At 65.5% G+C, this 23,968-nt stretch carries 20 protein-coding genes; 12 read left to right on the forward strand and 8 right to left on the reverse strand.

Annotated features, from left to right (window positions below; genetic code table 11):
* Positions 1-29 precede the first annotated feature (29 nt).
* Positions 30-1,496, reverse strand: a complete 1,467-nt coding sequence (locus AC3FLX_RS29725; protein ID WP_488700926.1) for an MFS transporter — start codon at positions 1,494-1,496, stop codon at positions 30-32.
* Between the two features lie 182 nt (positions 1,497-1,678).
* Positions 1,679-3,793: an acid phosphatase gene (gene acpA, locus AC3FLX_RS29730; RefSeq protein ID WP_488700927.1), complete on the reverse strand. Its 2,115-nt coding sequence runs from the start codon at positions 3,791-3,793 to the stop codon at positions 1,679-1,681.
* A gap of 238 nt (positions 3,794-4,031) precedes the next feature.
* Here acpA and AC3FLX_RS29735 point away from each other — a divergent pair, with 238 nt between their 5' ends.
* A complete protein-coding gene (locus AC3FLX_RS29735) occupies positions 4,032-5,402 on the forward strand; it encodes a cytochrome-c peroxidase (protein ID WP_488700928.1) in 1,371 nt (456 codons plus the stop codon).
* Positions 5,403-5,466: 64 nt separating this feature from the next.
* Here the strand turns inward: AC3FLX_RS29735 and AC3FLX_RS29740 are convergent, their stop codons facing one another.
* From AC3FLX_RS29740 to AC3FLX_RS29760, 5 genes are all read right to left on the reverse strand, one after another.
* Positions 5,467-5,691, reverse strand: a complete 225-nt coding sequence (locus AC3FLX_RS29740) for a hypothetical protein (RefSeq protein ID WP_488700929.1) — start codon at positions 5,689-5,691, stop codon at positions 5,467-5,469.
* A 284-nt stretch (positions 5,692-5,975) separates the two neighbouring features.
* Positions 5,976-7,565 carry a gamma-glutamyltransferase gene (gene ggt / locus AC3FLX_RS29745; RefSeq protein ID WP_488700930.1) on the reverse strand — a complete coding sequence of 530 codons (1,590 nt, stop codon included), beginning with the start codon at positions 7,563-7,565 and terminating at the stop codon, positions 5,976-5,978.
* Complete coding sequence (locus tag AC3FLX_RS29750; RefSeq protein ID WP_488700931.1) at positions 7,562-10,138, reverse strand: branched-chain amino acid ABC transporter ATP-binding protein/permease; 2,577 nt, start codon at positions 10,136-10,138, stop codon at positions 7,562-7,564. Before AC3FLX_RS29750 ends, ggt begins: the two co-directional genes overlap by 4 nt.
* A gap of 8 nt (positions 10,139-10,146) precedes the next feature.
* Entirely contained in the window at positions 10,147-11,025 is an 879-nt protein-coding gene (locus AC3FLX_RS29755) for a branched-chain amino acid ABC transporter permease (protein WP_488700932.1), read from the reverse strand.
* Between the two features lie 77 nt (positions 11,026-11,102).
* Positions 11,103-12,278, reverse strand: a complete 1,176-nt coding sequence (locus AC3FLX_RS29760) for an ABC transporter substrate-binding protein (RefSeq protein WP_488700933.1) — start codon at positions 12,276-12,278, stop codon at positions 11,103-11,105.
* A gap of 237 nt (positions 12,279-12,515) precedes the next feature.
* On the opposite strand from AC3FLX_RS29760, the gene AC3FLX_RS29765 reads away from it, so the two are divergent.
* The 3 genes from AC3FLX_RS29765 to AC3FLX_RS29775 are packed head-to-tail and all read left to right on the forward strand — an operon-like array spanning position 12,516 to position 14,922.
* Positions 12,516-13,493, forward strand: a complete 978-nt coding sequence (locus tag AC3FLX_RS29765; RefSeq protein WP_488700934.1) for a polysaccharide deacetylase family protein — start codon at positions 12,516-12,518, stop codon at positions 13,491-13,493.
* Between the two features lie 31 nt (positions 13,494-13,524).
* Entirely contained in the window at positions 13,525-14,262 is a 738-nt protein-coding gene (locus AC3FLX_RS29770; RefSeq protein ID WP_488700966.1) for a GntR family transcriptional regulator, read from the forward strand.
* Between the two features lie 24 nt (positions 14,263-14,286).
* Positions 14,287-14,922 carry a flavin reductase family protein gene (locus tag AC3FLX_RS29775; RefSeq protein WP_488700935.1) on the forward strand — a complete coding sequence of 212 codons (636 nt, stop codon included), beginning with the start codon at positions 14,287-14,289 and terminating at the stop codon, positions 14,920-14,922.
* A 20-nt stretch (positions 14,923-14,942) separates the two neighbouring features.
* Here the strand turns inward: AC3FLX_RS29775 and AC3FLX_RS29780 are convergent, their stop codons facing one another.
* Positions 14,943-15,545, reverse strand: coding sequence for a helix-turn-helix domain-containing protein (locus tag AC3FLX_RS29780; protein WP_488700936.1), 603 nt, complete (start codon positions 15,543-15,545; stop codon positions 14,943-14,945).
* 98 nt (positions 15,546-15,643) lie between these two features.
* On the opposite strand from AC3FLX_RS29780, the gene kbl reads away from it, so the two are divergent.
* From kbl to AC3FLX_RS29820, 8 genes are all read left to right on the forward strand, one after another.
* Positions 15,644-16,846, forward strand: coding sequence for a glycine C-acetyltransferase (gene kbl, locus AC3FLX_RS29785; RefSeq protein ID WP_488700937.1), 1,203 nt, complete (start codon positions 15,644-15,646; stop codon positions 16,844-16,846).
* Positions 16,843-17,820 carry an L-threonine 3-dehydrogenase gene (locus tag AC3FLX_RS29790; RefSeq protein WP_488700938.1) on the forward strand — a complete coding sequence of 326 codons (978 nt, stop codon included), beginning with the start codon at positions 16,843-16,845 and terminating at the stop codon, positions 17,818-17,820. The genes kbl and AC3FLX_RS29790 overlap by 4 nt, the downstream gene beginning before the upstream one ends.
* Positions 17,821-17,916: 96 nt before the next feature.
* Positions 17,917-18,378, forward strand: a complete 462-nt coding sequence (locus tag AC3FLX_RS29795; RefSeq protein WP_488700939.1) for a MarR family winged helix-turn-helix transcriptional regulator — start codon at positions 17,917-17,919, stop codon at positions 18,376-18,378.
* A 5-nt stretch (positions 18,379-18,383) separates the two neighbouring features.
* The gene (locus tag AC3FLX_RS29800) at positions 18,384-20,360 is read left to right on the forward strand and encodes an FUSC family protein (RefSeq protein ID WP_488700940.1); all 1,977 of its coding nucleotides are present in this window, start codon (positions 18,384-18,386) and stop codon (positions 20,358-20,360) included.
* Positions 20,360-20,569: a DUF1656 domain-containing protein gene (locus AC3FLX_RS29805; protein WP_488700967.1), complete on the forward strand. Its 210-nt coding sequence runs from the start codon at positions 20,360-20,362 to the stop codon at positions 20,567-20,569. Before AC3FLX_RS29800 ends, AC3FLX_RS29805 begins: the two co-directional genes overlap by 1 nt.
* Complete coding sequence (locus tag AC3FLX_RS29810) at positions 20,566-21,543, forward strand: efflux RND transporter periplasmic adaptor subunit (RefSeq protein ID WP_488700941.1); 978 nt, start codon at positions 20,566-20,568, stop codon at positions 21,541-21,543. The genes AC3FLX_RS29805 and AC3FLX_RS29810 overlap by 4 nt, the downstream gene beginning before the upstream one ends.
* On the forward strand, positions 21,540-23,033 hold the full coding sequence (locus tag AC3FLX_RS29815; RefSeq protein WP_488700942.1) for an efflux transporter outer membrane subunit: 1,494 nt from the start codon (positions 21,540-21,542) through the stop codon (positions 23,031-23,033). Before AC3FLX_RS29810 ends, AC3FLX_RS29815 begins: the two co-directional genes overlap by 4 nt.
* A 69-nt stretch (positions 23,034-23,102) precedes the next feature.
* Complete coding sequence (locus AC3FLX_RS29820; RefSeq protein ID WP_488700943.1) at positions 23,103-23,915, forward strand: MetQ/NlpA family ABC transporter substrate-binding protein; 813 nt, start codon at positions 23,103-23,105, stop codon at positions 23,913-23,915.
* Positions 23,916-23,968 lie beyond the last annotated feature (53 nt).

Genomic DNA, 23,968 nt, shown 5'->3' on the forward strand with positions numbered 1-23,968 from the left:
AAAACATAATAATCTTCAAGGCTGAGCACTCAGTCCCGCTCAACGCCGAGTGGCGGAGCGATATCTTCCAGCGATCGCCGTTCCGCATCGACACCGAAGCGCAAGGCCATCAGGCCCGCCACGACTACTAGCGCCGCGCCAATGCCGTACCCGATTGCCACCGCCCCCCGGCTGCCCGTTTCGATCAGATATCCGAACAGCACGGGCGCGATGAAGCCGCCCGTGCCAGTGCCAACGGCGTAGAACACCGAGATCGCCAGGGCGCGCATTTCGAGCGGAAACACCTCGCTGGCGGTCAGATATGCCGAGCTGGCCGCGGCCGACGCCAGGAAGAACACCGCCGACCAGCACAGCGCCTGGGCACGCGCGTCGAGCCAGCCTTCCATGAATGCCCAGCCCGTCGCGGCCAGACCGATGCCTGACAGGACATAGGTCAGCGCGATCATCCTGCGGCGGCCAATGCGGTCGAACAACGGGCCCAGTACCAGCGGCCCCAGGGCATTGCCCAGCGCGAAGGGAAAGATATAGAGCGCCACGCGCTCTTCCGGCACCCCCTGGAACTTCGTCAGCACCAGCGAATAGGTGAAGAAGATGGCGTTGTAGAAGAACGCCTGCGCAACCATCAAGGCAAAGGTCACGACACTGCGCGAGCGGTAGCGATGCACCAGGACTCGCACGATTTCCCGCAGTTCAGGGATGGGTTTGCCGGCGTAGGAGACCACGGCGGCGGCGTCGGCGGCAGGCAACGCGCCGTGCCGCACCGCGATTTCCGCCTCGATCGTGGCGATGACGCGCGCCGCTTCCTCATGCCGGCCATGCGTGGTGAGCCATCGAGGGCTTTCTGGCACATGCCGGCGAACCAGGACGATGGCCACGGCCAGCACCGCGCCAAGCGCAAAGCAGACACGCCAGCCCCAGACCGGGCCGAACACGCGCGGGTCCAGCAGGACCAGGCTCAGCCCGGCACCCAGCGCCGCCCCAAGCCAGAAGCTGCCGTTGATGGCCAGGTTCACGCGGCCCCGCACCCGCGCCGGAATCAGTTCATCGATGGCCGAATTGATGGCCGCGTATTCGCCGCCGATGCCCAGCCCGGTCAGGAAGCGGCACAGCGCGAAGAAAGCGAAGTTTGGTGAGAACGCCGTGGCCAGCGTGGCCGCCATGTAGACGGCCAGCGTGGCAAGAAACAGCCGTTTGCGGCCAAGCCGGTCCGCCAGCCGGCCGAAAACCAGCGCGCCGATCACGGCCCCCAATATATATAGCGAGCCGGTCCAGCCCACCTGGGTGGCACTGAGGCCAAGCGTGTCGGGGCGCTCCAGGACGGCGCCAACCGATCCGACCAGTGTGACCTCCAGGCCGTCGAGCACCCAGGCGACGCCCAGTGCGATGGCCACGCGCCAGTGCCAGCGTGACCACGGCAGGCGGTCGAGCCGGGCGGGGATGTCCGATTGCCAGGCGGCGATAACAGGCTCCTTTGCTTGTAAGGCGGGGCAGCACATGGCCCACGGGAGGCACTCACAAGACTATAGTCAGTTCGCCGCCGCCTGCCTGTCGGCGATCCACCGACGCACGCCCAGGCTGAACCGGAAAATGGGGCAGCCCCTTGCGAGGCCGCCCCATTTCGTTTGCTTCGCCTGCCCGCCGCGCCCAGGGAGAGGGCGCAGCCACAGTGGCAACAGTTTTACTGCGCCGGGAAAGTCAGCGCGTTGGTCAGGTCGCCCATCGCCTGCTTGCCGTTGGCGACCAGCGAATCGTCACGCAGCTTCAGGCCCGGCAGCGTCGGCAGGGCAAAGCGGTGCGTGATGAAGCGCAGGATCGAGGCGGTGTCGTATTGCGTATGGTCGACGAAGCCCTTCTTGGCGAACGGCGAGACGATGATCGCCGGAATACGCGTGCCCGGACCCCAACGGTCGGCCGAGGGCACCGGTGCGTGGTCATAGAAGCCGCCGTTTTCGTCGTACGTCACCACGATCAGCATGTTCTTGTACTGCGGGCTGGCCTGCAGATGCTTGATCACGTCGACGATGTGGGCGTCGCCGTCAGTCACGTTGGCATAGCCGGCGTGCTGGTTCAGGTTGCCTTGCGGCTTGTAGAACGAGACGGGCGGCAGCTTGCCCGCGGCGGCATCCACGTAGAACTGGCTGTCGAAGTCCTTCAGGTGTGCCGTGCGGTAGTCGGCGTGATCCACCGGGCTGAACGCCGAGAAGAAGTTGAACGGCTGATGGTGGGCCTGGAAGTTCGGCACCGTGTTGTTGTAGATCTTGGTGCGATCAGCCGAAACCGTCTTCCATGCGCCCGCGTACCAGGCCCAGTCGATGCCGCGCTTGTCGAGGTACGTGGCGATCGTATCCTGGGTTTGCGGCGGCAGCGTGCTGGCCAGGTTCGGATCGGCCAGCAGCTTGGTGGCGTCCGTCGAAGCCGGTGCGTTGCCGCTCGGCTGATAGGCCGGCTGCATCGTGTTCACGGCGTAGAACATGCCGGTACTGTCCTTCGGCGTAATCGCGCCGTCGTTCACATACGCGGCGCGGCCGGTCATGATGCTGGTCGGGCTGGTGTCCTTCAGCGCCAGGCTCTTGCCGTCGGCGGCCACGGCGGCGATCGAACCCGATGCCACCGACTTGTCGGCGTTCGGGTACTGCGGCACGCAGGCGCAGACCAGGTACTGGTGGTTCAGGAACGAGCCACCGAACGCGCCCATGAAGAAGTTGTCGGCCAGCACAAAGTCCTTGGCCATTTGCCACATCCCCATCTTGCTACCGTCGTAGTAGCCCATCGTGATGCCGCCGGCGTCGGAGAACGCGGAGAACTTGTCGTTCTTGCCGCCGTTGATCTGCATCTGGTTCTGGTAGAACTTGTGCACCAGGTCGCGCGTGACGACGGTCTGGTCCACAACCACACCCGTGCCGTTGACGCCGGACGGATCGTCGATACGGAACGGCTTGTTGGCCCAGCCGACGGTATTGGCCTCGGGCAGCGTCACGGCTTGGCCGGCGGCGGTGAAACCACCCCAGGTCGGCGGCAGCGTTGCCAGCGCCGAGTTGTCGAAGTCCTTCTGCGGTTCCACGGTGCCGACGGCGCTGGAGTTCACACCCGGAATACCGTTGGCATTCGGGAACAGGCCGTAGAGGTTATCGAAGCCGCGGTTTTCCGCGTAGATCACCACCACGTTCCTGATGTTGTTCAGCGCCAGGCGCTGGGCAACACCGGCCTTGATGGCGGCGCCGATATCGCCGCCTGCCGCCACGGCATTGGCAATCAGCTCGATGGCCTGTTCGATCTCGCCTTGCAGCGCGGCCTTGATCTTGCTGTCCGTTTCCTTGTTATGGTCTTCCAGCAGCTTGTCCGCTGCCACGCCCAGACGGTCGGCCAGTTGCGCGCGCGCGGTGTCGAGGTTGCCGCCGTTGGCATCCATCAAGGCGGCCAGTTCGGTGGAAATCGCGCTGACCACGGCGTTCGCGTTGGCCGGTGCGCGGAATACCAGCTTGCGCGTGACGGCTGCATGGCCGCCTGCGTCGTCATTCCGGAATGCGTTCGTATCGATCTCCGCCACGATCGGACCCTGGCCCGTCACGGTGAAGGCGCCCTTGGCGTCGGTCACGGCCGAGGCTTCGCCGCTGTCGCACTTGGCGTTGTTGTTGGCGTCGATACAGACCTTGGCGTTCTCAAAATAGCTGCCGGTCACAACGCCGGACGTGGTGGCGGCGGGGGTGGCGTTGCCGGAGTCGCTGCCGCCACAGGCGGACAGGCATGCGGCGGCCAATGCGGCCAGCGGCCACAGGCGGGTGTAACGGCTCATAGCTTTCCTCTTTGTTATGTGTGGGAACTGCGGTGCTTCGATAAAACCGTGGGTACTGCTGGGTGCGCCGCGAGTTTGAGCCGGACATGTGTCAGATTGATGATGCCGCACCTGACGTGCCGATACATCGGATGCGGGCTGGCCGGAATGTCGGCTCGATGAATCGACACGTTGCTGTCACAAATGCGGCATAGCCTGTGGCGCCATTCGATCGTCATCCCGCTGTCATCGCTTCGACATGAGTCTGCCGCCGCTGTTGTGGAACGCCGCGTTCCCGTCGCTCTTCACCTGGTTGCGCGTTGCCGGCGCTCTGCTGATCACGCTGCTGGCAAGCCTGATGGCGGGATGCGGCAAGCAGGAGGCGAAGGCGCCGGCCTTGGCCAGCGCGCCGCAGGCGATGACGGCCAGCGCACCGAAGGCCGCCGGTCCCAAGCCGTTCTACGCGATGATGGCCGAGCGCCATCCGGACATTGCGCAACTCAACGCGCTGGGCAAGGCCCTGTTTTTCGATCCGGCGCTATCGGCGTCAGGCAAGCAGTCCTGCGCCACCTGCCATAGTCCCGAGCATGCCTACGGGCCGCCGAACAACCTGTCCGTGCAACTGGGCGGCGCGGACATGACACGTACCGGCGTGCGGGCGGCGCCGTCTCTGCGCTACGTGCAGAACGTGCCCGCCTACACCGACCACTACCACGAGAACGACGGCAACGACGCCGAAGATCAGGGGCCAGCCGGGGGACACAACTGGGACGGCCGCGCCGGTTCCGCGCACGAACAGGCGCGCATTCCGCTACTGTCCGCGCATGAAATGGCGAACGGCGAGCCGCGCGTGGTGGTCGAGAAAATCCGCAAGGGGCCGTACGCGGACACCTTCCGCAAGGTGCTGGGCCAGGATGTGCTCGACGACGAGGACACCGCGTTCAGCGCGGTGCTGATGGCGCTGGAGGTGTTCCAGCAGACGCCGGCGGAGTTCTACCCCTATACGAGCAAGTACGATGCCGTGCTCCGTGGCCAGGCGAAATTGAGCGCGCAGGAACTGCGCGGGCTGCGAGTATTCAACGATCCGAACAAGGGCAACTGCGCCGCATGCCATCCGGGCGACATCCGCGAGGGCGCGTTCCCGGCCTTCTCGGATTTCGGATTCATTGCGGTGGGTGCGCCCCGTAACCGCAAGCTGGCAGGCAATACCGATCCGGCGTTCTTCGACATGGGCCTGTGCGGCCCCGATCGCACCGACCTCAAGGACCGCGCCGACTACTGCGGCCTGTTCCGTACGCCCTCATTGCGCAACGTGGCCGTGCGCCAGGCCTTCTTTCACAACGGCGTCTTCCATTCGCTCGACGAAGTGCTGCACTTCTATGCCGAGCGCGACGTGAAACCGCAGAAGTGGTATCCGCGCGGCAAGGACGGCAGGGTGCGGAAGTTCGACGACCTGCCCGAGCAGTACCACGCAAATATCAATATGGAAGCGCCGTTCGGCGGCAAGCCCGGCGACAAGCCCCTGATGACCGAAGGCGAAATGCGCGATGTGATCGCGTTCCTGAAGACGCTGACCGACGGTTACCAGGCACCGGCTGCCGCAATGAAGACGGCGGCCGTCGCCCGATAGTCACAAGCCTTACAAGTCGAAAAAAGGTGGGAAGGGCCGGAAACCGACCCTGGCGCCAGGGGCGCTAGCTCAGGCGGCCTACGGCGGCCAGCATCGACCGGCCGTGAGCGGTGATCTGCGGGCAGGCGCGTTTGCCCTGTCCGGATTCCAGAATCACCAGTTCCTTGGTGATCAATGCATCGAGATCGATCGGATCGATTTCGCGTGCGGCGATGCTCGACGTATCGTCGCGGGTATGGGGACCATTGCCGATCAGCATCAGCGTGGCAAGTTCATGTGGACTCAGCACAGTGTTCTCCTTGGCGAGAGGGGAGCGATTGCTGGGGGACATGGGGGGCGCGTGAACCGAATGCAGCGGTGCGACCCTCCGGCGGAATTGTGGACCATCGCGCCGGCGCTTGCACGCTGCATTGCATCGTGATGGCCAGTCGACAGTCATTGCATTGGACGGGCATCCCCTGCACGGGTTCCTGCCCGATACAAAACCGCTACATAGTGCAGGGGTTTCATCCGCACGTCATGCAGGGCTTCGCCGCATTCCCGCATGATGCCTCACGTTCATCGCCGCATGGGCTATGCCCCTGGCAGCCCTATGGCGATGCCATCGCTGCGCGGGTCGTGCGCTCCTGCGCAAGTTCCGTTGTCGTACAACGCAATCGCGCCTGGATGGCCCGCCAACGGACTTTGTGCGTCGATCACGCTGACTTCGTGGCCGCGGGTCGACAGCGTGGCGATCACATCGTCTCCAACATCGGCCTCGATCTTGAGGCTGTCGCGCGCATCGGAGAAAGTGCGGCCCAGAAGGAACCGTGGCCGCGATAGCGCCTGAAGCGGGTCCATGCGGTAGTCGATGAGCCGCGTCAGCACGGCGGCCAGCGTCTGCGGCTGGCCGTCGGCGCCTTGCGTGCCATACATCAGGCGCGGCTTGCCTCCATGCAGATACATTCCAGGGTTCAGGGTATGGAACGGCCGTTTGCCTGGCCGAATTGCATTGTGATGGGTGGGATCGGTGCTGAATGCGGCGCCGCGGTTGTGCCAGAGGATGCCGGTATCGCCGGCCACCACGCCGCTGCCCCAATCGAAGTAGACCGTCTGCAACACGCTGACGCAGCGGCCTTCGCCATCCACCGCGCTCAGATAGACCGTGTCGCCATGCTGGTAGACGTGGGGCCACGGCAGCGCGTGTCGCATATCGATATGCGCGGCAAGGGCCGACAGCCGCTCCGGCGCCAGCATCGCCTCGACCGGAACCGTTGCGAACTCCGGGTCGGCCACATGGCGGTTGCGCTCGATAAACGCCTGTTTCACGGCCTCCACCAGCAGGTGATAGTAGTCCGCGCTGCCTTCCGGAATGCTCGCGATGTCGAACCGGTCCAGGATGCCCATGATCTGAAGCGTGGTCACGCCCTGCGTGGGCGGCGCCAGGCTCAGCAGCTCGCCGCCACGGTAGGGCACGCGCACGGGTGCTTCGTCGCGCGCGGCGGTACGTGCCAGGTCTTGCATCCTCAACGGCGAACCGGCCGCTTGCAGTCCCGCGATGATGCGTTCGGCCAGCTCGCCTTCATAGAACTCGCGCGCGCCGAATTGCGCGATGCGTTCCAGGCTGCGCGCCAGCGCCGGTTGGCGCAAGCGGTCGCCCGGTTCCGGCATGCGCCCGTCCGGCATGAATACTTCGGCAAATCCCGGCCATTGCCCTAGCTCGGGCTGACGGAACGTTTGCCAGAAGCGCTGCGATGGCGTGACGTCGAATCCCTCATGGGCCAATGCAATGGCGCGCTGAAGCAGGCGGTTCCACGGCAGCTTGCCGCCCCATTGATCGCGGCTGATGGCGAAAGCGCGGTCCCAGGTGTCCACCGTTGCGGCGGACGTCAATGCCGATGCCGCGCCGCGCGTGGGAATGGCGTCGCCATAGTCGGGCAGCGTCGATGCCGCCTGTCCGATGCCCGATAACGCGCGCGCATTGCCGCTCCGGTCGCTGACGATCCAGAATGCGTCGCCGCCCAGTCCGGTGAAGTGCGGATAGGTGACGGCCAGCGTGGCCCCGATGGCGATAGCGGCTTCGATGGCGTTGCCGCCGTCGCGCAGGATCTCCAGGCCCGCTTCACTCGCCAGCTGGTGCGGGCTTGTGACCATGCCCGCTCTGGAGGTGGCCAGCCCGTTCATGCGTGCTGTCCTCCCAGATAGGCCTGGACCAGCGCGGGGTCCTGGGCCAGCGATTCGGCATCGCCGCTGGCCACGACGCGGCCTTCTTCCAGCACGTAGGCGCGGTCGGCCAGCGAGAGTGCCAGGGCGGCCATCTGGTCCACGAGCAGAATCGCGATCGATGCCTCGCGCAGCTTGTCGAGCGATGCGAGCAGTTCGTCGATGACCTTCGGCGCCAGGCCGAGTGACGGCTCATCGAGCAGCAGTACGCTCGGATTCGACATCAGGCCGCGCGCCACGGCCAGCATCTGTTGCTCGCCGCCGGATAGCAGGCCGGCACGCTGATGCTGCCGTTCGCGCAGCCGGGGCCAGCGCGCGAACATGGTTTCGATGCGCCTGGTGATCTCGCCGCGCGAAATGCGGCCCGACGGAAATGCGCCCAGACGCAGATTGTCGAGCACCGAAAGCTCCGGAAACACCTGCCGGCCTTCAGGCACCAGCACCACGCCCATCTCGGCGATCTTTGCCGCGTCCAGCCGTGCCAGGTCGGTGCCGTCGAACGTGATGCCGCCTTGCACCGGGCGATGCAGGCCAGACAGCGTGCGCATCAGCGTGGACTTGCCCGCGCCGTTTGCGCCCAGCAGCGCCACCATCTCGCCTTCGCGCACCTGAAGGTCGACGTCGTGCAGCACCGGTGCCGCGCCATAGCCAGCGCGCAGCGCGCTCACGCCAAGCACTTCCGGCAGCATGGCATCGCCGATGGCCCGGGTGCGTTGCCGCGTCGGGGCGTTCGATGTCTCGCCGAGATAGGCGCGCCGCACGGCGGGATCGGCGCGAACCGCATCCGGCGTGCCGCGCGCCAGATGCTGGCCGGCGTCGATGACGACGATGCTGTCGGATACCTCCATCACCAGCGACATATCGTGCTCGACCAGGCCGACGGCGATGCCGCTATCCGCAATCCGGCGCAGCAACCGGCCCAGCATGGCCTTGTCTTCGCGCGAGAGGCCCGCCGCCGGTTCATCCAGCAGCAGCACGGCAGGCCGCGTGGCCAGTGCGCGTGCGATCTCCACCAGACGGCGGTCCACGTGGGCAAGGTCCGCCGCGCTGGTGTCGGGGTTGCCGGTATAGCCGCAGGCAGCCAGCAGCGCGCGGGCTTCGTTGCGTACCGCAGGCGCGGTGAATCCGGCAATGCCGAGCAGCGTGCCGAGCTTGCCGCGCGTGAGCGCGATGGCCACGTTGTCGGCGGCGCTCATGCCGGTGAATAGCTGCGTGGTCTGGTACGTCCGCGCGATGCCGTGGCGTGCGCTATGGCAGGCGCCATGCGCAGGCAGTGCGTCGGTGCCGAGCATGCGTCCGCCCGAACGCGGACGGTAGTAGCCGGACAGCATATTGAGCACCGTCGACTTGCCCGCACCGTTGGGGCCGATCAGGCTAGTGACCTGGCCCGGCGGCAATTCGAACGACAGGTCGTCCACGGCGCGTACGCCGCCGAAAACCATCGACAGCCCCAACGCGGACAGGCCACGGCGCTGGGCGGCCTCGCGCGATGGCAGCGTGGCACCGGGCACGGCGTCATGGCTTACCGATGCGCGCGGATGCAGGCGACGGAACGCGGCCGTGACCACGCCGACGATGCCGCTGGGCGCTACCCACAGCACGACCAGCAGCAGGACACCAAAGCAGAGCAGGCGCAGGTTTTCCAGGCTCGACAGAATTTCCGGCAGCAGGCCGACGATCACGGCACCGGCCACCGGGCCGGCCACGGTACCGGCGCCGCCGATCATCACCACGAGCACGAACAGGATCGACTGCAGGAACGAGAACATCCCCGGCGTCACCATGCCTTGCAGGGGCGCGAACAGGCCGCCAGCCAGGCCGGCCAGTGCGGCCGAGAACGCAAAGCCCACGGTCTTGACCACTAGCGGATTCACGCCGATCGAGGCGGCCGCCGTTTCGCTGTCGCGCACGGCGCGCATGGCGGCACCCCAGCTGCCGCGCGCGATGCGCGCATACGCGGCCAGCGCCACCCCCAGCACGGCAATCGCGATCAGCGCCAGCGCGCGCTCGCCGCCTTCCACGCCGGGCAGGGATGGCTGCGCAATACCCATCAGCCCATTCTGGCCGCCGGTCAGCGCACGCCATTCCACCGCGCCATGTTCGACGATGAAGCCGAACGCGATGGTCACCATCGCCAGTCCCGGACCTTTCACACGCAGGGCGGGCAATGCCAGCAAGGCACCAAGTACGGCGGCAATCAGCGCGCCGACAGGCCACGCGGCCCAGAAGCTCCACCCGGCCTGCCCGGTCAGGATGGCTACGCTGTAGGCGCCGATCGCATAGAAGCCCACGTGGCCGAACGAGACCTGACCGGTCAGCCCGAGCAACAGGTTCAGGCCCACGCCGCAGATCGCCAGCATGGCCACGCCAGCGATGACAAACACGAAATACCCATTGAGCGTTAGCGTCAGCGCCGCGGCCGCCACGAGTGCGGCCAGCATGGCCAGGATCTGCAACGGTGTGCCGAGGCCCAGCACCGGGGCCGGTGCATTGGGTGCTACGCCGGGCAAGGCGGGGGAAACGGAAGTCGTCATGGACTTGCTCATACCTTGCGTACCTCCGAACGACCGAACAGCCCATCCGGGCGCAGTGCCAGCAGTGCGATCACCAGTGCAAAGGTGATGATCTGCGTGTAGCTGGAACCGAGCGAGGCGGTGACCAGCGCTTCAACGAGGCCGAAAATCAGGCCGGCCACCATCACGCCCCAAGCGCTGGACAGGCCGCCCAGGATGGCCACGGCAAATGCCTTGAGGCCGAAAACGGTGCCCATGTCGGCCTGCACATTGAACAGCGGCGCAATCAGGACGCCAGCGATACCGGCGAGCAGCGTGGACAGCGCGAAAGCGCCGGCAATGGTGCGGCGAATCGGAATGCCCATCAGCCGCGCGGCGTCGCGGTTCTGTACCACCGCGAGCATGGCCACGCCCCAGCGCGATTTGCGCAGGACGAAGTGGAGCACGCCCGCAAGCGCCAGCCCCACGACCGGAATCACGAGTTGCAGGGGGTAGACCCCCACGCCCGAACTGCCGAGCTGCACCGACTGCGCGGCCAGCGGCGAGGGCAGGCTGCGCGGCTCGGTGCCGAACCAGAGCATCACCACGTTATCGAGCACGATGCCCAGCGCCACGGTGGCCATCAGCCAGGCATTCGAGCCACGGCTGGCGAACGGGCGTACGGCCAGGAACTCGACCGCCAGGCCGTAGAGCGCGCACAGCGCCAGTGCCAGCACGATGGCGAGCGGCATGGGCCAGCCGAGTGTCTGGGCAAACGTGTACGTGAGCACGGCGCCCAGCATCATCGAACTGCCCTGCGCGAAATTGACGGTGGCCGACACGGCGTAGGTGATGTGAAACCCCAGCGCCATCAGCCCGTACATGCTGCCCAGGCCAAGCCCGCTGATGAGGGCGGATATCCATAACATGGTGATTCCTTCTTTTCGGTTTTCACCCCTGTCCCGTGAGCGGGCGAGGGGTGAAACAACAATCGGCCTGGCGCCGCTTACTTCTTGACCGGCACGATCCGGTTGTCGATGAACTGAGCCCAGACGTAGTCGTTCTCGCTCAGCGCGTCGTGCTGTTGCGGCGAGAACGGCTTCACGTAGGTCTTGATCAGCCCTTCGTAGCGGTCGATCTTGTAAAAGCCTTCACGTACCGCGTCACCCTTGGTGCTGCCGGCCTGCGCAATGGCCAGCGCGGCCAGTTGGGTGGCGTCGTAGGCGTTGGCCACACCGACGGCCGGGGTGATGTCGTCCGGACCCTTCACGTCGCTGTATTTCGCCTTGAGGTCGCTGATGACGCGCGTGCTGACCGGCGTCGGCGTGCCAAAGAAGCTGTAGGTCTGCACGAAATGCACGTTCTTCGCGTTCGGTCCGGCCAGTTCAGTGAAGCGGCCGCCAGCCGGCCCCCAGTGCGAAACCACCGGCACCTTCCAGCCCATGCGATCGAGCGACTTCACCACTTGCGCGGACGGCCCGACGTTGCCCACCATCAGCAGCACATCGGCGCCGGCGGCCTTCAGGCGGCCGAGCTGGGGCACCACATCCACGTCGTTGGCCTCGAACTTCTCGACGCCCACCGGCTTGCCGCCCTTGGCCGCCATTGCCGCCACGATGCCTTTCTCGTTCGATTCGCCCCACGGGTTGTTCACCAGGATCAGGCCCGGCTTGCTGGCGTTGAAAGCCTTCTGCGCGTACTGCAGCATCGCCTTGTCCACGACCTCGTCAACTGCCGATACGCGGAACGCGAAGTTCGGATTCGCGCCGTTGTGAGTGATCGGCGTGCCGGCAGCCCACGGCCCCATGAAGGGCACCTTCTCCTGATTGGCAATGGGCACGATGGCCATCGATACGGGGGTGTCCAGTCCGCCAAACAGCACGGCGACCTTTTCCTTGTAGATCAGCTCGCGCGCGGCCAGCACGCCCTTGGCCGGGTTGCCTTCATCGTCGCGGCGCACCAGTTCGAGCTTGCGGCCACCAAGCAGGCCGCCCTTGGCGTTGATCTCGTCGATGGCAATCGTCATGCCGCGCGTCAGGGACTCGCCGGCACGGGCGGACTGGCCCGACAGCGCCGTGATCAAACCGATCTTGATGGTGTCGGCGGCGTGCGCGGGCAGGGCGGTCATTACGCAGGCAGCCGCTGCGGCAGCGATCAGTGCACGGCGTTGGGGACGAAACATGGCGGATCTCCGGATGGGTGGGTGTCGGCGGCACTGCTCGCAAGAGCCGTGCCACGGCGTTGACGAATCCACCAGACATTCCGCTACAGCCGGTATTTCAATACGTAGACGATCTGGTACGACTATTGCGAACGATTGGTCGACATCCATGCATACGATCTGAAACGGGGCATCAGGCCCGATTGCAGTGCCTGATGCCCCGGGCGGATGCACCAACCAGAAGAAAGGCAATCGCTCATGACCTTCAACCCGAATCCGATGGCCGCCGCGCAGGCCGCGGCGCCGACGTTCGGACCGTTGCGCCATCACGGCCGCTTTCCGTATCGGCCGATTACCGATGCCGACGGCTTCCGCTGGCCCAACGGTGCGCGGCTGGCCGTCTACCTCGGCTTCAATATCGAGCACTTTGCATTTGGCGAGGGCCTGGGCGCGAACCTTGGACCGGTGTCGCCGCAGCCTGATGTGCTGAACTACAGCTGGCGCGAGTACGGCAACCGCGTGGGGGTATGGCGCTGCCTGGAACTGTTCGACCAGCTTGAAATGGCGACCGGGGTCATCCTGAACACAGCGGTCTACGATCACTGCCCCGAGGTGCTAGATGCCTGTCTGGCGCGTGGCGACGAACTGATTGGTCACGGCCATACCAATGCGCATCGCCAGAGCGAATTCGACGAAGCCGGGGAACGTGCCCTGATTGCCCACTGCCGCGACCGGATTCAGGACCATTCTGGCCGTGCGCCGGGCGGCTGGCTGTCGCCGTGGATCTCCGAAACGTTGCTCACGCCAGACCTGTTGGCCGAGGCCGGGTACCGCTACACGCTGAACTGGGCGCACGACGACCGGCCCATCCGCATGCAGACCCGCAACGGTGGCGCGCTCTGGTCGATCCCGTATCCGCAGGAGCTCAACGACATCCCGATGATCATCGCGCGCCAGCTCGACGGCGCTGCATTTGCAGACATGATCATCGACCAGTTCGACGAGATGCTGCTACAGGCCAATCACGCGCAACATCCGCAGCCGCTGGTGATGGGGATTGCGCTGCATCCGTATCTGGTGGGCCAGCCATATCGCCTGCGTCATCTGCGCCGCGCGCTCGCGCATATCGCCGCGCGCCGGTCTCATGGCGACGTGTGGGTGACCACGCCGGGCGCCATCTGTGATGCGATGGATGCGCATTTTCCAGCGGAAACCGCCGTGGCGGCTTCGCGCTAACATCATGACCATTGTTTCCCTGACCGACGTCATGTCCACCAAAGCTGCAAGGAATGCCCCCGCCGTGCCGGACGAAAAAGCCGAGTTGCTGGAGCCTGCCGATGCCGATGCGCGCATCTACCAGGCCATCTTCGACGGCGTGCTCAATCATCGTTTGACGCCGGGTACCAAGCTGCCGGAACCGGAGCTGTGCAACCTGTTCGGCGTGGGCCGAGCGGTCGTGCGGCGGGTGCTGGAGAAGCTGGCGCATGACGGCATCGTGGCGCTGCGTCCCAACAAGGGCGCGGTAATCGCCGAGCCGACGCCCGAGGAAACCAGCCAGATTTTCGAGGCCCGTCGCGCGATGGAACGTGTGCTGGTGGGGCTGGCCGTGGAGCGCGTGACCAAGGAGGACCTGCGCGATCTACGCCGGCAGCTCGCTGATGAGCACGATGCGATGCACCGCTTCGACCAGCCTTCCTGGGCGCGCCTCGCCAGCGGCTTTCATTTGCGCATCGCGGCGCTGGCCCGCAATCCGGTGTTGCAGCGCTATCTGACCGAGCTGGTGTCCCGCTGCTCGCTGATCGTCGGCCTGTACGAGCCGCCGGGCCATGCGCCGTGCGAGCACGATGAGCATGCGGCGATCGTGGCCCGCATCGAGGCGCGCGATGCCGCCGGTGCCGTGGCGCTCATGGAAGCGCATCTGCGCGAGCTGGAGCAACGGATCGAAACGTCGCGTATGCAGGGCGAGAAGAGCCTGGCGCAAATGCTCGGGCTGCCGCAGCGCTGACGCCCGAACACCCAAGGAGTATCAATGGAAATCGATTTTGGCGCGATCACGGAATATCAGCGCTACAAGCTCATGGCCAGCCTGATCGTGCCGCGCCCGATTGCGCTGGTGACCACGCTCGGTCCGGATGGCACCGCCAACGCCGCACCGTTCTCGATGTTCAACATGCTGGGCGAGGAGCCGCCTATCGTGATGATCAGCGTGAACCGCCTGGGCGATGGCGCGCTCAAGGACACGGCGGCCAACATCGTGCGCACCGGCGAGTTCGTGGTGCACCTGAGCGACGAGGCAATGGCGGAGAAGATGCACCGCTGCGGTGAGCGCCTGCCGCCGCACGTCAGTGAGCTGGGACACGTCGGCCTGATGGCGGCACCGTGCACCGACGTGGCGCCGCCGCGCATTGCCGAGGCGCCCGTGGCGTTCGAGTGCAAGCTTTGGGAAACACTGGAGACGGAAAGCCGGCAGATCTTCATCGGCCGCGTGCTGCGGTTGCATGCGCGCGACGGGCTGATCGACACGGAGCGCTGGCGCGTGCGGCTTCAGGATTACTTCCCCGTGGGACGTTTTGGCGCCAGCTTCTACGTGACCACGCGCGACCGCTTCTCGCTCGAAAAGGATGCTGGCGTGGTCACGGCTTCAACCGCGATCGACGAGATGTGACGGGCGAGGCCAGCCCGGCCTCAACCCGGATGCACGACGACCAGTAGCGCCGTCGCCACACTCTTGCCCGGATTGGCAATCGCATGGGACACGTCCGCGCCGTAGCGCGCGGTCTCGCCATGCTTCAGCTTTTTCTCGTCGCCTGCCGACCGCACGATCATCGAGCCGCCAAGTACCGACAGGTGCTCCTGAGTGCCCGCCTCGTGCGGCTCGGACGCCAGCACCCCGCCTGGCTGGATCGTCAGCTCATACCATTCGAAACGTCCCGCCAGGTCGATCGGCCCGAGGATGCGCAGCTCGCAGCGTGCGTCCGGACTCTTGAGCGCGGGCACCGCGTGCGCCTGCACCACGGTAATGGCGGGCGTCTGCGCCGCGGCCGACCCCTGCGCCAGGAAATCGGTCAGGCTCACTCCCAACGCGTTTGCCAGCCGCCACAGCACCGCTACCGTCGGGTTGGCAAGATTCCGTTCGATCTGCGAAAGCATAGACTTGGAGACACCGGCGCGGCGCGACAGGTCGTCCAGCGACAACTGCTGGCTTTGCCGCAGCGCTTGCAGCGCGCTGCCTACCGCCGGCGGGCCGTCCACGGCTGCCGGCGCTTTGGCGGAGGAGGGTTGCGTCATCGACATCTGTTCGTTATAGTGCACGACACGTTCGTTATACAGAACACGTTCGATTTATCGATCGAACGATCCGAGACACTACCACCGGGAGTCTGGCCATGTCGAGTGCCGAGGCGTTTTATGCATCGATCCGTGCGGAGCTTGATGCCATCCGCGAAGCGGGGCTGTACAAGCGCGAGCGCATTATCGCCACGCCGCAGGGGGCTACCATCCGCACCGCGGACGGGCGCGAAGTCATCAATCTGTGCGCCAACAATTATCTTGGCCTGTCGTCGCACCCCAAGGTAATGGAAGCCGCGCACGAAGCGCTGCGTACGCATGGCTACGGCATGTCGTCGGTGCGCTTCATCTGCGGCACGCAGGACCTGCACAAGGAGCTGGAAGGACGGCTGGCCAGCTTCCTCGGCACCGAGGACACCATCCTCTACGGTTCGGCATTCGATGCCAACGGCGGACTGTTCGAGACGCTGCTGGGTCCGGAAGACGCAGTAATCAGCGATGAGCTGAACCATGCGTCGATCATCGACGGCATCCGCTTGTGCAAGGCGCGCCGCTATCGGTACAAGCACAACGACCTGGACGATCTGCGCGCGCAGCTGAAGCAGGCCGACGCCGAGGGCGCACGCTTCAAGCTGGTATTCACCGATGGCGTGTTCTCGATGGACGGCACCGTGGCGCGCCTGGACGAGATGCGCAAGATCTGCGACGAGTACGGCGCGCTGCTGGGCATCGACGAGTGTCATGCCTCGGGCTTCATGGGGCCGCGTGGCCGTGGCACGCACGAAGCGCGCGGGCTGTTCGGCAAGATCGACATCATCACCGGCACGCTGGGCAAAGCGCTTGGCGGCGCGTCGGGTGGCTTCACCACGGGGCGCAAGGAAGTGATCGAACTGCTGCGTCAGCGCTCCAGGCCATACCTGTTCTCGAATACCGTTGCGCCGGCCATCGTGGGCGCCAGCATCGCGGTGCTCGACCTCCTTGAGGCCAGTACCGAATTGCGCGACAAGCTCGAACGCAATACCCGGTTTTTCCGCGAGGGGATCGTGAAACTCGGCTTCGACATCAAGCCGGGCGACCATCCTATCGTGCCGATCATGGTCTACGACGCCGAAAAGGCGCAGAAGCTGGCCGACCGCCTGCTGGAGCTGGGCGTCTATGTGGTGGGCTTCTTTTATCCCGTGGTGCCGAAGGGGCAGGCGCGCATCCGTGTGCAGATGAGCGCGATCCATGACGAAAGCACGCTGCAACAGGCGCTGGACGCCTTTGCGAAGGCCGGCCGTGAGTTGGGGTTGATTCAATGAACGCAGCAGTCAACAACACCGTGCCGAAGATTCTGATCATCGGCGCCAACGGCCAGCTCGGCTCCGAACTGGCACTGGCGCTGGCGGAGCGTTACGGCCGTGAACAGGTGGTGACGTCCGATGTGGTGCCGACCAGCCGCCATGTGCATATCGCCCATGAAATGCTGAATGTCACCGATCGTGGCGAACTGACCACCGTCATCGAGCGGCATGGCATCAACCAGATCTACCTGCTTGCCGCCGCGCTGTCCGCCACGGGCGAAAAGGCGCCGCAGTGGGCGTGGAACCTGAACATGACGGGCCTGCTGAACGTGCTGGAAGCGGCGCGGCATCACGGCATCGAACGTGTGTTCTGGCCCAGCTCGATCGCCGCCTTCGGCCCGACCACGCCGCGCGTGGACACGCCGCAGAAGACCGTCATGGAGCCGACCACGGTGTACGGCATTTCGAAGCAGGCCGGGGAGGGCTGGTGCCGCTGGTACTTCGAGAATCACGGCGTCGATGTGCGCAGCGTGCGCTATCCGGGCCTGATCTCGCACAAGACGCCACCCGGCGGCGGTACCACGGACTACGCGGTCGATATCTTCCACTACGCCGTGCGCGGCGAGGCCTATACGTGTTTCCTGAAGGAAGACGAACGGCTGCCGATGATGTACATGCCCGATGCCATCCGCGCCACGCTGGAGCTGATGGAGGCGCCGCGCGAATCCGTGCGCGAGCGTGGCAGCTACAACCTGGCCGGTATGAGCTTTACCCCGGCGGAGATTGCCGAGGCGATTCGCAAGCGCGATCCGGGTTTCACGATTCGTTATGAGCCCGACTACCGGCAGGCCATCGCCCAGGGCTGGCCCGATTCGATCGACGACCGCGCGGCCCGCCAGGATTGGGGCTGGAAGCCGCAGTTCGGCCTGCAGGAAATGGTCGATGACATGCTGGAGAACCTCCGCGCAGCGTCGCCAGCCACGGTGGGGTGACATAAAGCCCTGGGGCCATGTGGCGAAAACCAGGCGTGAACTAGTTCGCAAAGAAATCATTTGCATCCTAATTAATTCACGTCTATCATTCGGCCCATGCCCCCGATAGACGCCCTCCGTTTCGCCTTTACCGGTCAGTTGATGCTGTCCGGTCGACAGTGGCGACAGATCAGTCAAGCCGCAGTTACCGCTCACGGCATCTCGGCCGCCGCGGCCGCGCCCCTGCTGTTTATCCGTCGCCTTGGTGGTGGCGTGCGCCAGGTGACCCTGGCTGACTATGTGGGCGTGGAAGGCGCCACGCTGGTGCGGTTGGTCGACCAGCTGTGCGCGGCGGACCTCGTGCGCCGTGAGGTCGACCCGAGCGACCGGCGCGCCAATGTGCTGTCGCTGACCGAGGCCGGCGATCGCATGGCCGAACGTATCGAGGTGGAACTCAAGCAGCTGCGCGCCGAAGTCTTCGCGGAAGTCAGTGAAGGCGACATGGCTGCGGCACTGCGCGTGCTCGACGCGCTCTCGCGCGCCGCTGCTGCCTCTGCATCGGGCAAGCAGGAGTCCTGAGCGTCATGGTTAGCTGGCCGTCCGCCAGGGACTGGATCTTCTCCTTCAAGGCCTTTATCGCCGCCATGCTGGCGCTCTGGATCGCGATGTATCTGGGGCTGCCGCGTCCGTACTGGGCGATGGGGTCCGTCTATATCGTCGCGCACCCGCTGACCGGTGCCACTCGTTCCAAAGCCCTATACCGCGTACTTGGCACGCTGATCGGCGCCGCCGCCGGCGTGGCCCTGGTGCCGCCGCTGGTCAACTCGCCGCCGTTGCTGATGGGGGCAGTGGCCGTCTGGGTAGCGTGCCTGTTGTACGTGGCGCTGCTGCATCGCACGCCGCGCAGCTACGTCTTTATGCTGGCCGCCTATACGCTGCCGCTGGTGGCGCTGCCGTCGGTCGACAATCCGGTTGGCATTTTCGACCTGGCCGTGGCCCGTTCCGAAGAGATCTGCCTCGGCATCCTGTGCGCGGCCGTGGTGGGTGCCGTTGTCATGCCGGCCAGCGTGGCCAACGTGCTGCGCGACAAGTCGCGTCAATGGATGGCCGATGCCACGCTTTGGGCCGCCGACATGCTGTCCGCGACGCCGGGCACCAAGGTTTCGCGCCACCATAGCCGCCATCGGCTGGCGGCCGACATCCTGGCGCTGGACCAGTTGATCAGCCAGTTGAGCTATGACTCCGAGAGCGCGGCACGTGTGCGCGCCGCGCGCGAACTGCGCGGGCGCATGACGATGCTGCTGCCAGTGTTGTCTTCGCTGGCGACGATCGTCGAATCGATGCAGGCCGCTGGTGGTGTGCCCGCGCCGCTGGCTGCGCAGATGCAGGCCGTGCGGGACTGGATCCAGGGCGGTGCCGCATCAGACGCGCGCCCGGTACTCACGTCGACGCCCGTGCAGGAGGGTTGGGATGCCGCGCTGGTCACGGCGGCGGAAGATCGCCTGCAGCAGATGCTGGCGCTGTGGCACGACTGCGTGACGCTGTGCCGCCGCCTGGGCGACAAGCACATCGAAGGGCAGTGGGTGCCGGAATTCCTGCGCTGGGAGGTGGGCCGCGCCCGCCACTACGACCACGGCATGTTGCTGTTCTCGACGGTGACCGTGGCGATGGCGATCTTTGCGATGGGCATGGTCTGGATCCATACGGGCTGGGCCGATGGCGCTGGCGCCGTGGCGCTTGGCGCGATTTCCTGCTGTTTCTTTGCCGCGCTCGACGAACCGGCGCCGATGATCCAGTCGTTCTTCAACTGGAACGTGGTCTGCCTGCTGATTTCGCTGGTGATGCTGTTTGCCGTGTTGCCGATCGCGCACGACTTTGAAATGCTGGTGCTGATGTTCGCGGTGCCGTACCTGATCATCGGCCTGCTCGTGGCGCAGCCGCGGCTGGCGATGATCGGCATGCCGCTGGCAGTGGTTACCGCCAACGACATCGGCATTCAGGGCGCCTACAGCGCCAACTTCCAGTCGTTCTTCAACAGCAATCTGGCTGGTATCGCGGGCATCGCGTTTGCGCTGGTATGGACGCTGGTGGTGCGGCCGTTCGGCACCAGGGCTGCCACGCGCCGGCTGGTGCGCGCGGGCTGGAGCGATATTGCCGAGAACGCACTGGGCAGGCATCCCGACTCTCATACCCGGCTGCGCGCGCGCATGCTGGACCGCCTGGCGCAGCTGGTGCCGCGGCTGGCTGCCAGCGAAAGCGAAGTCTCGTCCGATGGCTTCAGCGAAGTACGCGTGGAATTGACGGCGCTGGCGCTGCAACGCGAAATGGAAGGGATGCCGGCCGATGAACAGCATGCGGTGCGGCGCGTGCTGCGCAGCATCTCCACGTACTACAAGGCACGCCTCGATGGCTCGGCCGATGCGCCGCCCGCCGCGCTGCGTACCCGTCTGGCCAACGCACAGCAGAAGGTGCGGTCGCGCGTGGCGCTGGCCGCGCTGGTCGACATGCAGGTGGCCCTGTTTCCGCCGGCGCTGCCGGCACCTGTTTCCGGAAAAGCATGATGCCCGGTGAAATCAGTATCTATGGCGTGTTCATCCCCAGCCTGCTGGTGTGGATGCTCGTCGCGTTCGTCATCACGAGTGTTGCCCGCGCGGTGTTGTCGCGCGTTGGCTTCTATCGGCTCGTGTGGCATCGGTCCCTCTTCAACCTGGCGCTGTACGCCATCATCCTCGGTGGGGTGGTAGCGATGGTGCCTTCGCTGCAATCATGAAACTCAGACTCTCATCGCTCGGGCCGGTCGTGCTGACGCTGGCCGTCACCGCCGTTGGCGCCGTTGTTGTCAAGCATCTCTGGGACTACTACACAGTGGCCCCGTGGACCCGCGACGGCCATATCCGCGCCGACGTGGTGCAGGTGGCGCCCGATGTCTCGGGGCTGGTCACGCACATTGCGGTCAAGGATAACCAGCATGTGAAGGCTGGCGACGTGCTGTTCGAGATCGACCATGAGCGCTACGCACTGGCCTTGCGCCAGGCCGAAGCGACGGCCGCCGCGGTGCGTGCCAACTTGTCGCAGGCACGCCGCGAGGCCACGCGCAGCCAGAAGCTATCGGACGTGGTCTCGAAGGAAATCGTCGAGGAAGGATTGGCCAAGGTGCAGCAGGGCGAAGCCCAGCTTGCCCAGGCCGACGCCGCCATCGGCGTGGCCAGGCTGAACCTGGAACGCACGAAAGTGCTGAGTCCGGTGGAAGGCTATGTCAACGACCGCCTGCCTCGGCTGGGCGACTACGTGGTGACCGGTAAGCCCGTGCTGTCTATGGTGGATTCGAAGTCGTTCCACGTGGAAGGTTATTTCGAGGAAACCAAGCTGCAGGGCATCCATATCGGCAGCCCGGTGGATATCCGCATCATGGGCGAAAAGCGCGTGTTGCAGGGCCACGTCCAGAGCATCGCGGCCGGTATCGAAGACCGCGACCGCACCAATGGCTCGAACCTGCTGCCGAACGTGAACCCGACGTTCAACTGGGTGCGCCTGGCCCAGCGCGTGCCGGTGCGCATCCAGTTCGACCAGATGCCCGAGGACGTGCGCCTGGTGGCTGGCCGTACCGCAACGGTGTCCGTGAAGGGCGACGGCCAGACGACGGACAAGACTGCCGCGCCGGCGGCGGCCGTGGAAAAGAGTGCCTCGCATGACAAGGTCGCGCTGGCCGGAAAGGGCGCGTCCGCAACCGGAGTGCTGCAGTGAAACGCTTTGCCCGTGTCACGCTGGCGGCGATGTTGCCGTTGGCGCTGGCCGCCTGCATGACCTTGGGCCCCGACCATAAGGTGCCCGACGATGCCGCCGCCAAATCGGCCGCGGCCAACGGCCCGTTCGCCAACACCGGCAGCGACGCCGTATCGATCGCCGACGTGCCCAACGACTGGTGGCGTCTGTACGACGATCCTCATATCGATGAACTCGTGCAGCAGGCGCTGGTCGCCAACACGGACCTGCGCGTGGCGGCCGCCAACCTCAAGCGGTCGATTGCCGTCTATCACGAGGTGGAAGCGGAAAACCTGCCGGAAGCGAAATTCCGCGCCAGCGCGGAGCGCGGCCAGATTGCCGGCGAGCCGCTGCTGCACGAGGAAAAAATCCCCGTGATGAATTTCGGCGACATCGGTTTCGAGGTGTCGTACCTGATCGACTTCTGGGGCAAGCTCAAGCGTGCCGATGAAGCCGCGCTGGCAGCCGCACAGGCCAGTCACGCGGCGCTGGACCAGGCGCGCGTGGGCGTGGTCGCCGAAACCGTGCGTGCGTACGTGCAAGGCTGCACCGCCACGCACGAGCTGCACGTTGCCCAGCACCAGCTCGATCTACAGGAGCGTGGTGTAACGCTGGCGCAGAAACTGGTCGACGCCGGGCGCGGCCAGCCTACGGACCTATTGCGTGCGCAGGCGCAGGCAGACTCGCTGCGTGCCGTATTGCCGAAGTATCGCGCCGAGCAGGAAGGCGCCGCCTATCGGCTGGCCGTGATGCTGGGCAAGCCGCCGATGGCGCTCGATGTGAAGAGCGTGGCGTGCGAGCACGTGCCGGAATTGAAGCAGCCGCTGCCCGTTGGCGATGGCACCGCATTGCTCAAGCGCCGTCCGGACGTGCGCCAGGCCGAACGCGAACTGGCGTCGGCCACGGCAAAGATCGGCGTGGCTACGGCCGATCTGTTCCCGCAGATCCGCATCGGCGCGTCGGCGGGCTTCACCGGTATTCTCGATCACCTGGGCCAGGCGCCGACCGCGCACTGGGGCTGGGGGCCGGCGCTGTCGTGGACCATCCCGACCAGCGGCACGCGCGCGCGTATCCACAACATGGAGTTCGGTGCCGAAGGCGCGCTCGCGCACTTCGACGGCGTGGTGCTCAAGGCGCTGCGCGAAACGCAGAGCGCGCTGTCCGCGTACACGCACGAGCTGGAACGCAATGCATCGCTGCGCGCCGCGCGTGACAAGGCCGACGAGGCCGCGCGACAGAACCGCCTGCTGTGGCAGGCCGGCCGTTCGCCGTACCTGCAAAGCCTGGATGCCGATCGCACGCTGGCAAATACCGATGCCGCACTGGCCGCGTCGGATGCGCAGGTGGCGATGGATCAGATCAATCTTTTCCTGGCACTCGGTGGCGGCTGGCAGAACGCGCCGGCCATCGCCAGCCATCCCGTGGGCAAGGAAGCGGGCACCCCGGTTGACCATCAGCCAATGGCGCATTGAGGTAAGCTTGCGCCTCGGCCGCACCTATCCGGTGCGGCCGCTCCTCGATTCCCAGGAAAAACAATACCTATGAAAATGCTCTCGATCACGAAGACCCTGGCCGCCGCTACCGTGGCACTGGGCGTGGTGGCTGCCGGCAACGCGGTGGCACAGGAACAGACCGTTCGCCTTGGTACCGTCAGCGGCCCGGATGCCGAAGTCTGGCAGGTGGTGCAGAAAGTGGCCAAGAAGAATGGCCTGAACGTAAAGGTCGTGGAATTCAACGACTACGTGCAGCCGAACGCCGCGCTGGATGCGGGCGACCTCGACGCCAACAGCTTCCAGCATCAACCGTATCTGGACAGCCAGATCAAGCAGCGTGGCTACAAGATGGTCAGCGTTGGCTACACCTATATTTCGCCGCTCGGCATCTACTCGAAGAACCTGAAGTCGGCGAAGGATCTGCAGCAAGGCGCCAAGGTGGCCGTGCCCAACGATCCGTCGAACGAGAACCGCGCGCTGCTGCTGCTGGCCGCGCAGGGCGTGATCAAGCTGAAGCCGGGCGTGGGCACGAACGGTGTGAACGCCACGCCGCTGGACATTGCCGAGAACCCGAAGAAGATCAAGATCGTGGAACTGGACGCTGCGCAACTGGCCCGCGCACTGCCTGACGTGGCCGCCGCCGTGATCAACACGAACTACGCGCTGGCCGCCGGCCTGCAGCCCACCACGAACGCGATTGCGCTGGAAGACATCCACAGCCCCTACGCGAACATCATCGTCGTTCGTACGCAGGACAAGGACAAGCCGTGGGTGAAGAAGCTCGTGGCCGCCTACCAGTCCGAGGAAGTGCGCCAGTTCATGAAGACGCAGTTCAAGGGCGCGATGGTGCCGTCGTTCTAAGCCGCTTCGCGCAATAACGAACGGTATTGCTGCGGCAAGCGAAACGGCAGCCC

The organism is Cupriavidus sp. 291-E7 (assembly GCF_057798835.1).

What these genes read in the sequence shown, in the direction of transcription:
- AC3FLX_RS29810 (WP_488700941.1), top strand. Translation starts at nt 20,566, where the DNA reads ATGAAACTCAGACTCTCATCGCTCGGGCCGGTCGTGCTGACGCTGGCC.
- AC3FLX_RS29750 (WP_488700931.1), bottom strand. Translation starts at nt 10,138, where the DNA reads ATGACGACTTCCGTTTCCCCCGCCTTGCCCGGCGTAGCACCCAATGCA.
- AC3FLX_RS29795 (WP_488700939.1), top strand. Translation starts at nt 17,917, where the DNA reads ATGCCCCCGATAGACGCCCTCCGTTTCGCCTTTACCGGTCAGTTGATG.
- AC3FLX_RS29735 (WP_488700928.1), top strand. Translation starts at nt 4,032, where the DNA reads ATGAGTCTGCCGCCGCTGTTGTGGAACGCCGCGTTCCCGTCGCTCTTC.
- acpA (WP_488700927.1), bottom strand. Translation starts at nt 3,793, where the DNA reads ATGAGCCGTTACACCCGCCTGTGGCCGCTGGCCGCATTGGCCGCCGCA.
- AC3FLX_RS29725 (WP_488700926.1), bottom strand. Translation starts at nt 1,496, where the DNA reads ATGTGCTGCCCCGCCTTACAAGCAAAGGAGCCTGTTATCGCCGCCTGG.
- AC3FLX_RS29775 (WP_488700935.1), top strand. Translation starts at nt 14,287, where the DNA reads ATGGAAATCGATTTTGGCGCGATCACGGAATATCAGCGCTACAAGCTC.
- kbl (WP_488700937.1), top strand. Translation starts at nt 15,644, where the DNA reads ATGTCGAGTGCCGAGGCGTTTTATGCATCGATCCGTGCGGAGCTTGAT.
- AC3FLX_RS29765 (WP_488700934.1), top strand. Translation starts at nt 12,516, where the DNA reads ATGACCTTCAACCCGAATCCGATGGCCGCCGCGCAGGCCGCGGCGCCG.
- AC3FLX_RS29755 (WP_488700932.1), bottom strand. Translation starts at nt 11,025, where the DNA reads ATGTTATGGATATCCGCCCTCATCAGCGGGCTTGGCCTGGGCAGCATG.
- AC3FLX_RS29760 (WP_488700933.1), bottom strand. Translation starts at nt 12,278, where the DNA reads ATGTTTCGTCCCCAACGCCGTGCACTGATCGCTGCCGCAGCGGCTGCC.
- AC3FLX_RS29770 (WP_488700966.1), top strand. Translation starts at nt 13,525, where the DNA reads ATGTCCACCAAAGCTGCAAGGAATGCCCCCGCCGTGCCGGACGAAAAA.
- AC3FLX_RS29800 (WP_488700940.1), top strand. Translation starts at nt 18,384, where the DNA reads ATGGTTAGCTGGCCGTCCGCCAGGGACTGGATCTTCTCCTTCAAGGCC.
- AC3FLX_RS29790 (WP_488700938.1), top strand. Translation starts at nt 16,843, where the DNA reads ATGAACGCAGCAGTCAACAACACCGTGCCGAAGATTCTGATCATCGGC.
- ggt (WP_488700930.1), bottom strand. Translation starts at nt 7,565, where the DNA reads ATGAACGGGCTGGCCACCTCCAGAGCGGGCATGGTCACAAGCCCGCAC.
- AC3FLX_RS29820 (WP_488700943.1), top strand. Translation starts at nt 23,103, where the DNA reads ATGAAAATGCTCTCGATCACGAAGACCCTGGCCGCCGCTACCGTGGCA.
- AC3FLX_RS29780 (WP_488700936.1), bottom strand. Translation starts at nt 15,545, where the DNA reads ATGACGCAACCCTCCTCCGCCAAAGCGCCGGCAGCCGTGGACGGCCCG.
- AC3FLX_RS29805 (WP_488700967.1), top strand. Translation starts at nt 20,360, where the DNA reads ATGCCCGGTGAAATCAGTATCTATGGCGTGTTCATCCCCAGCCTGCTG.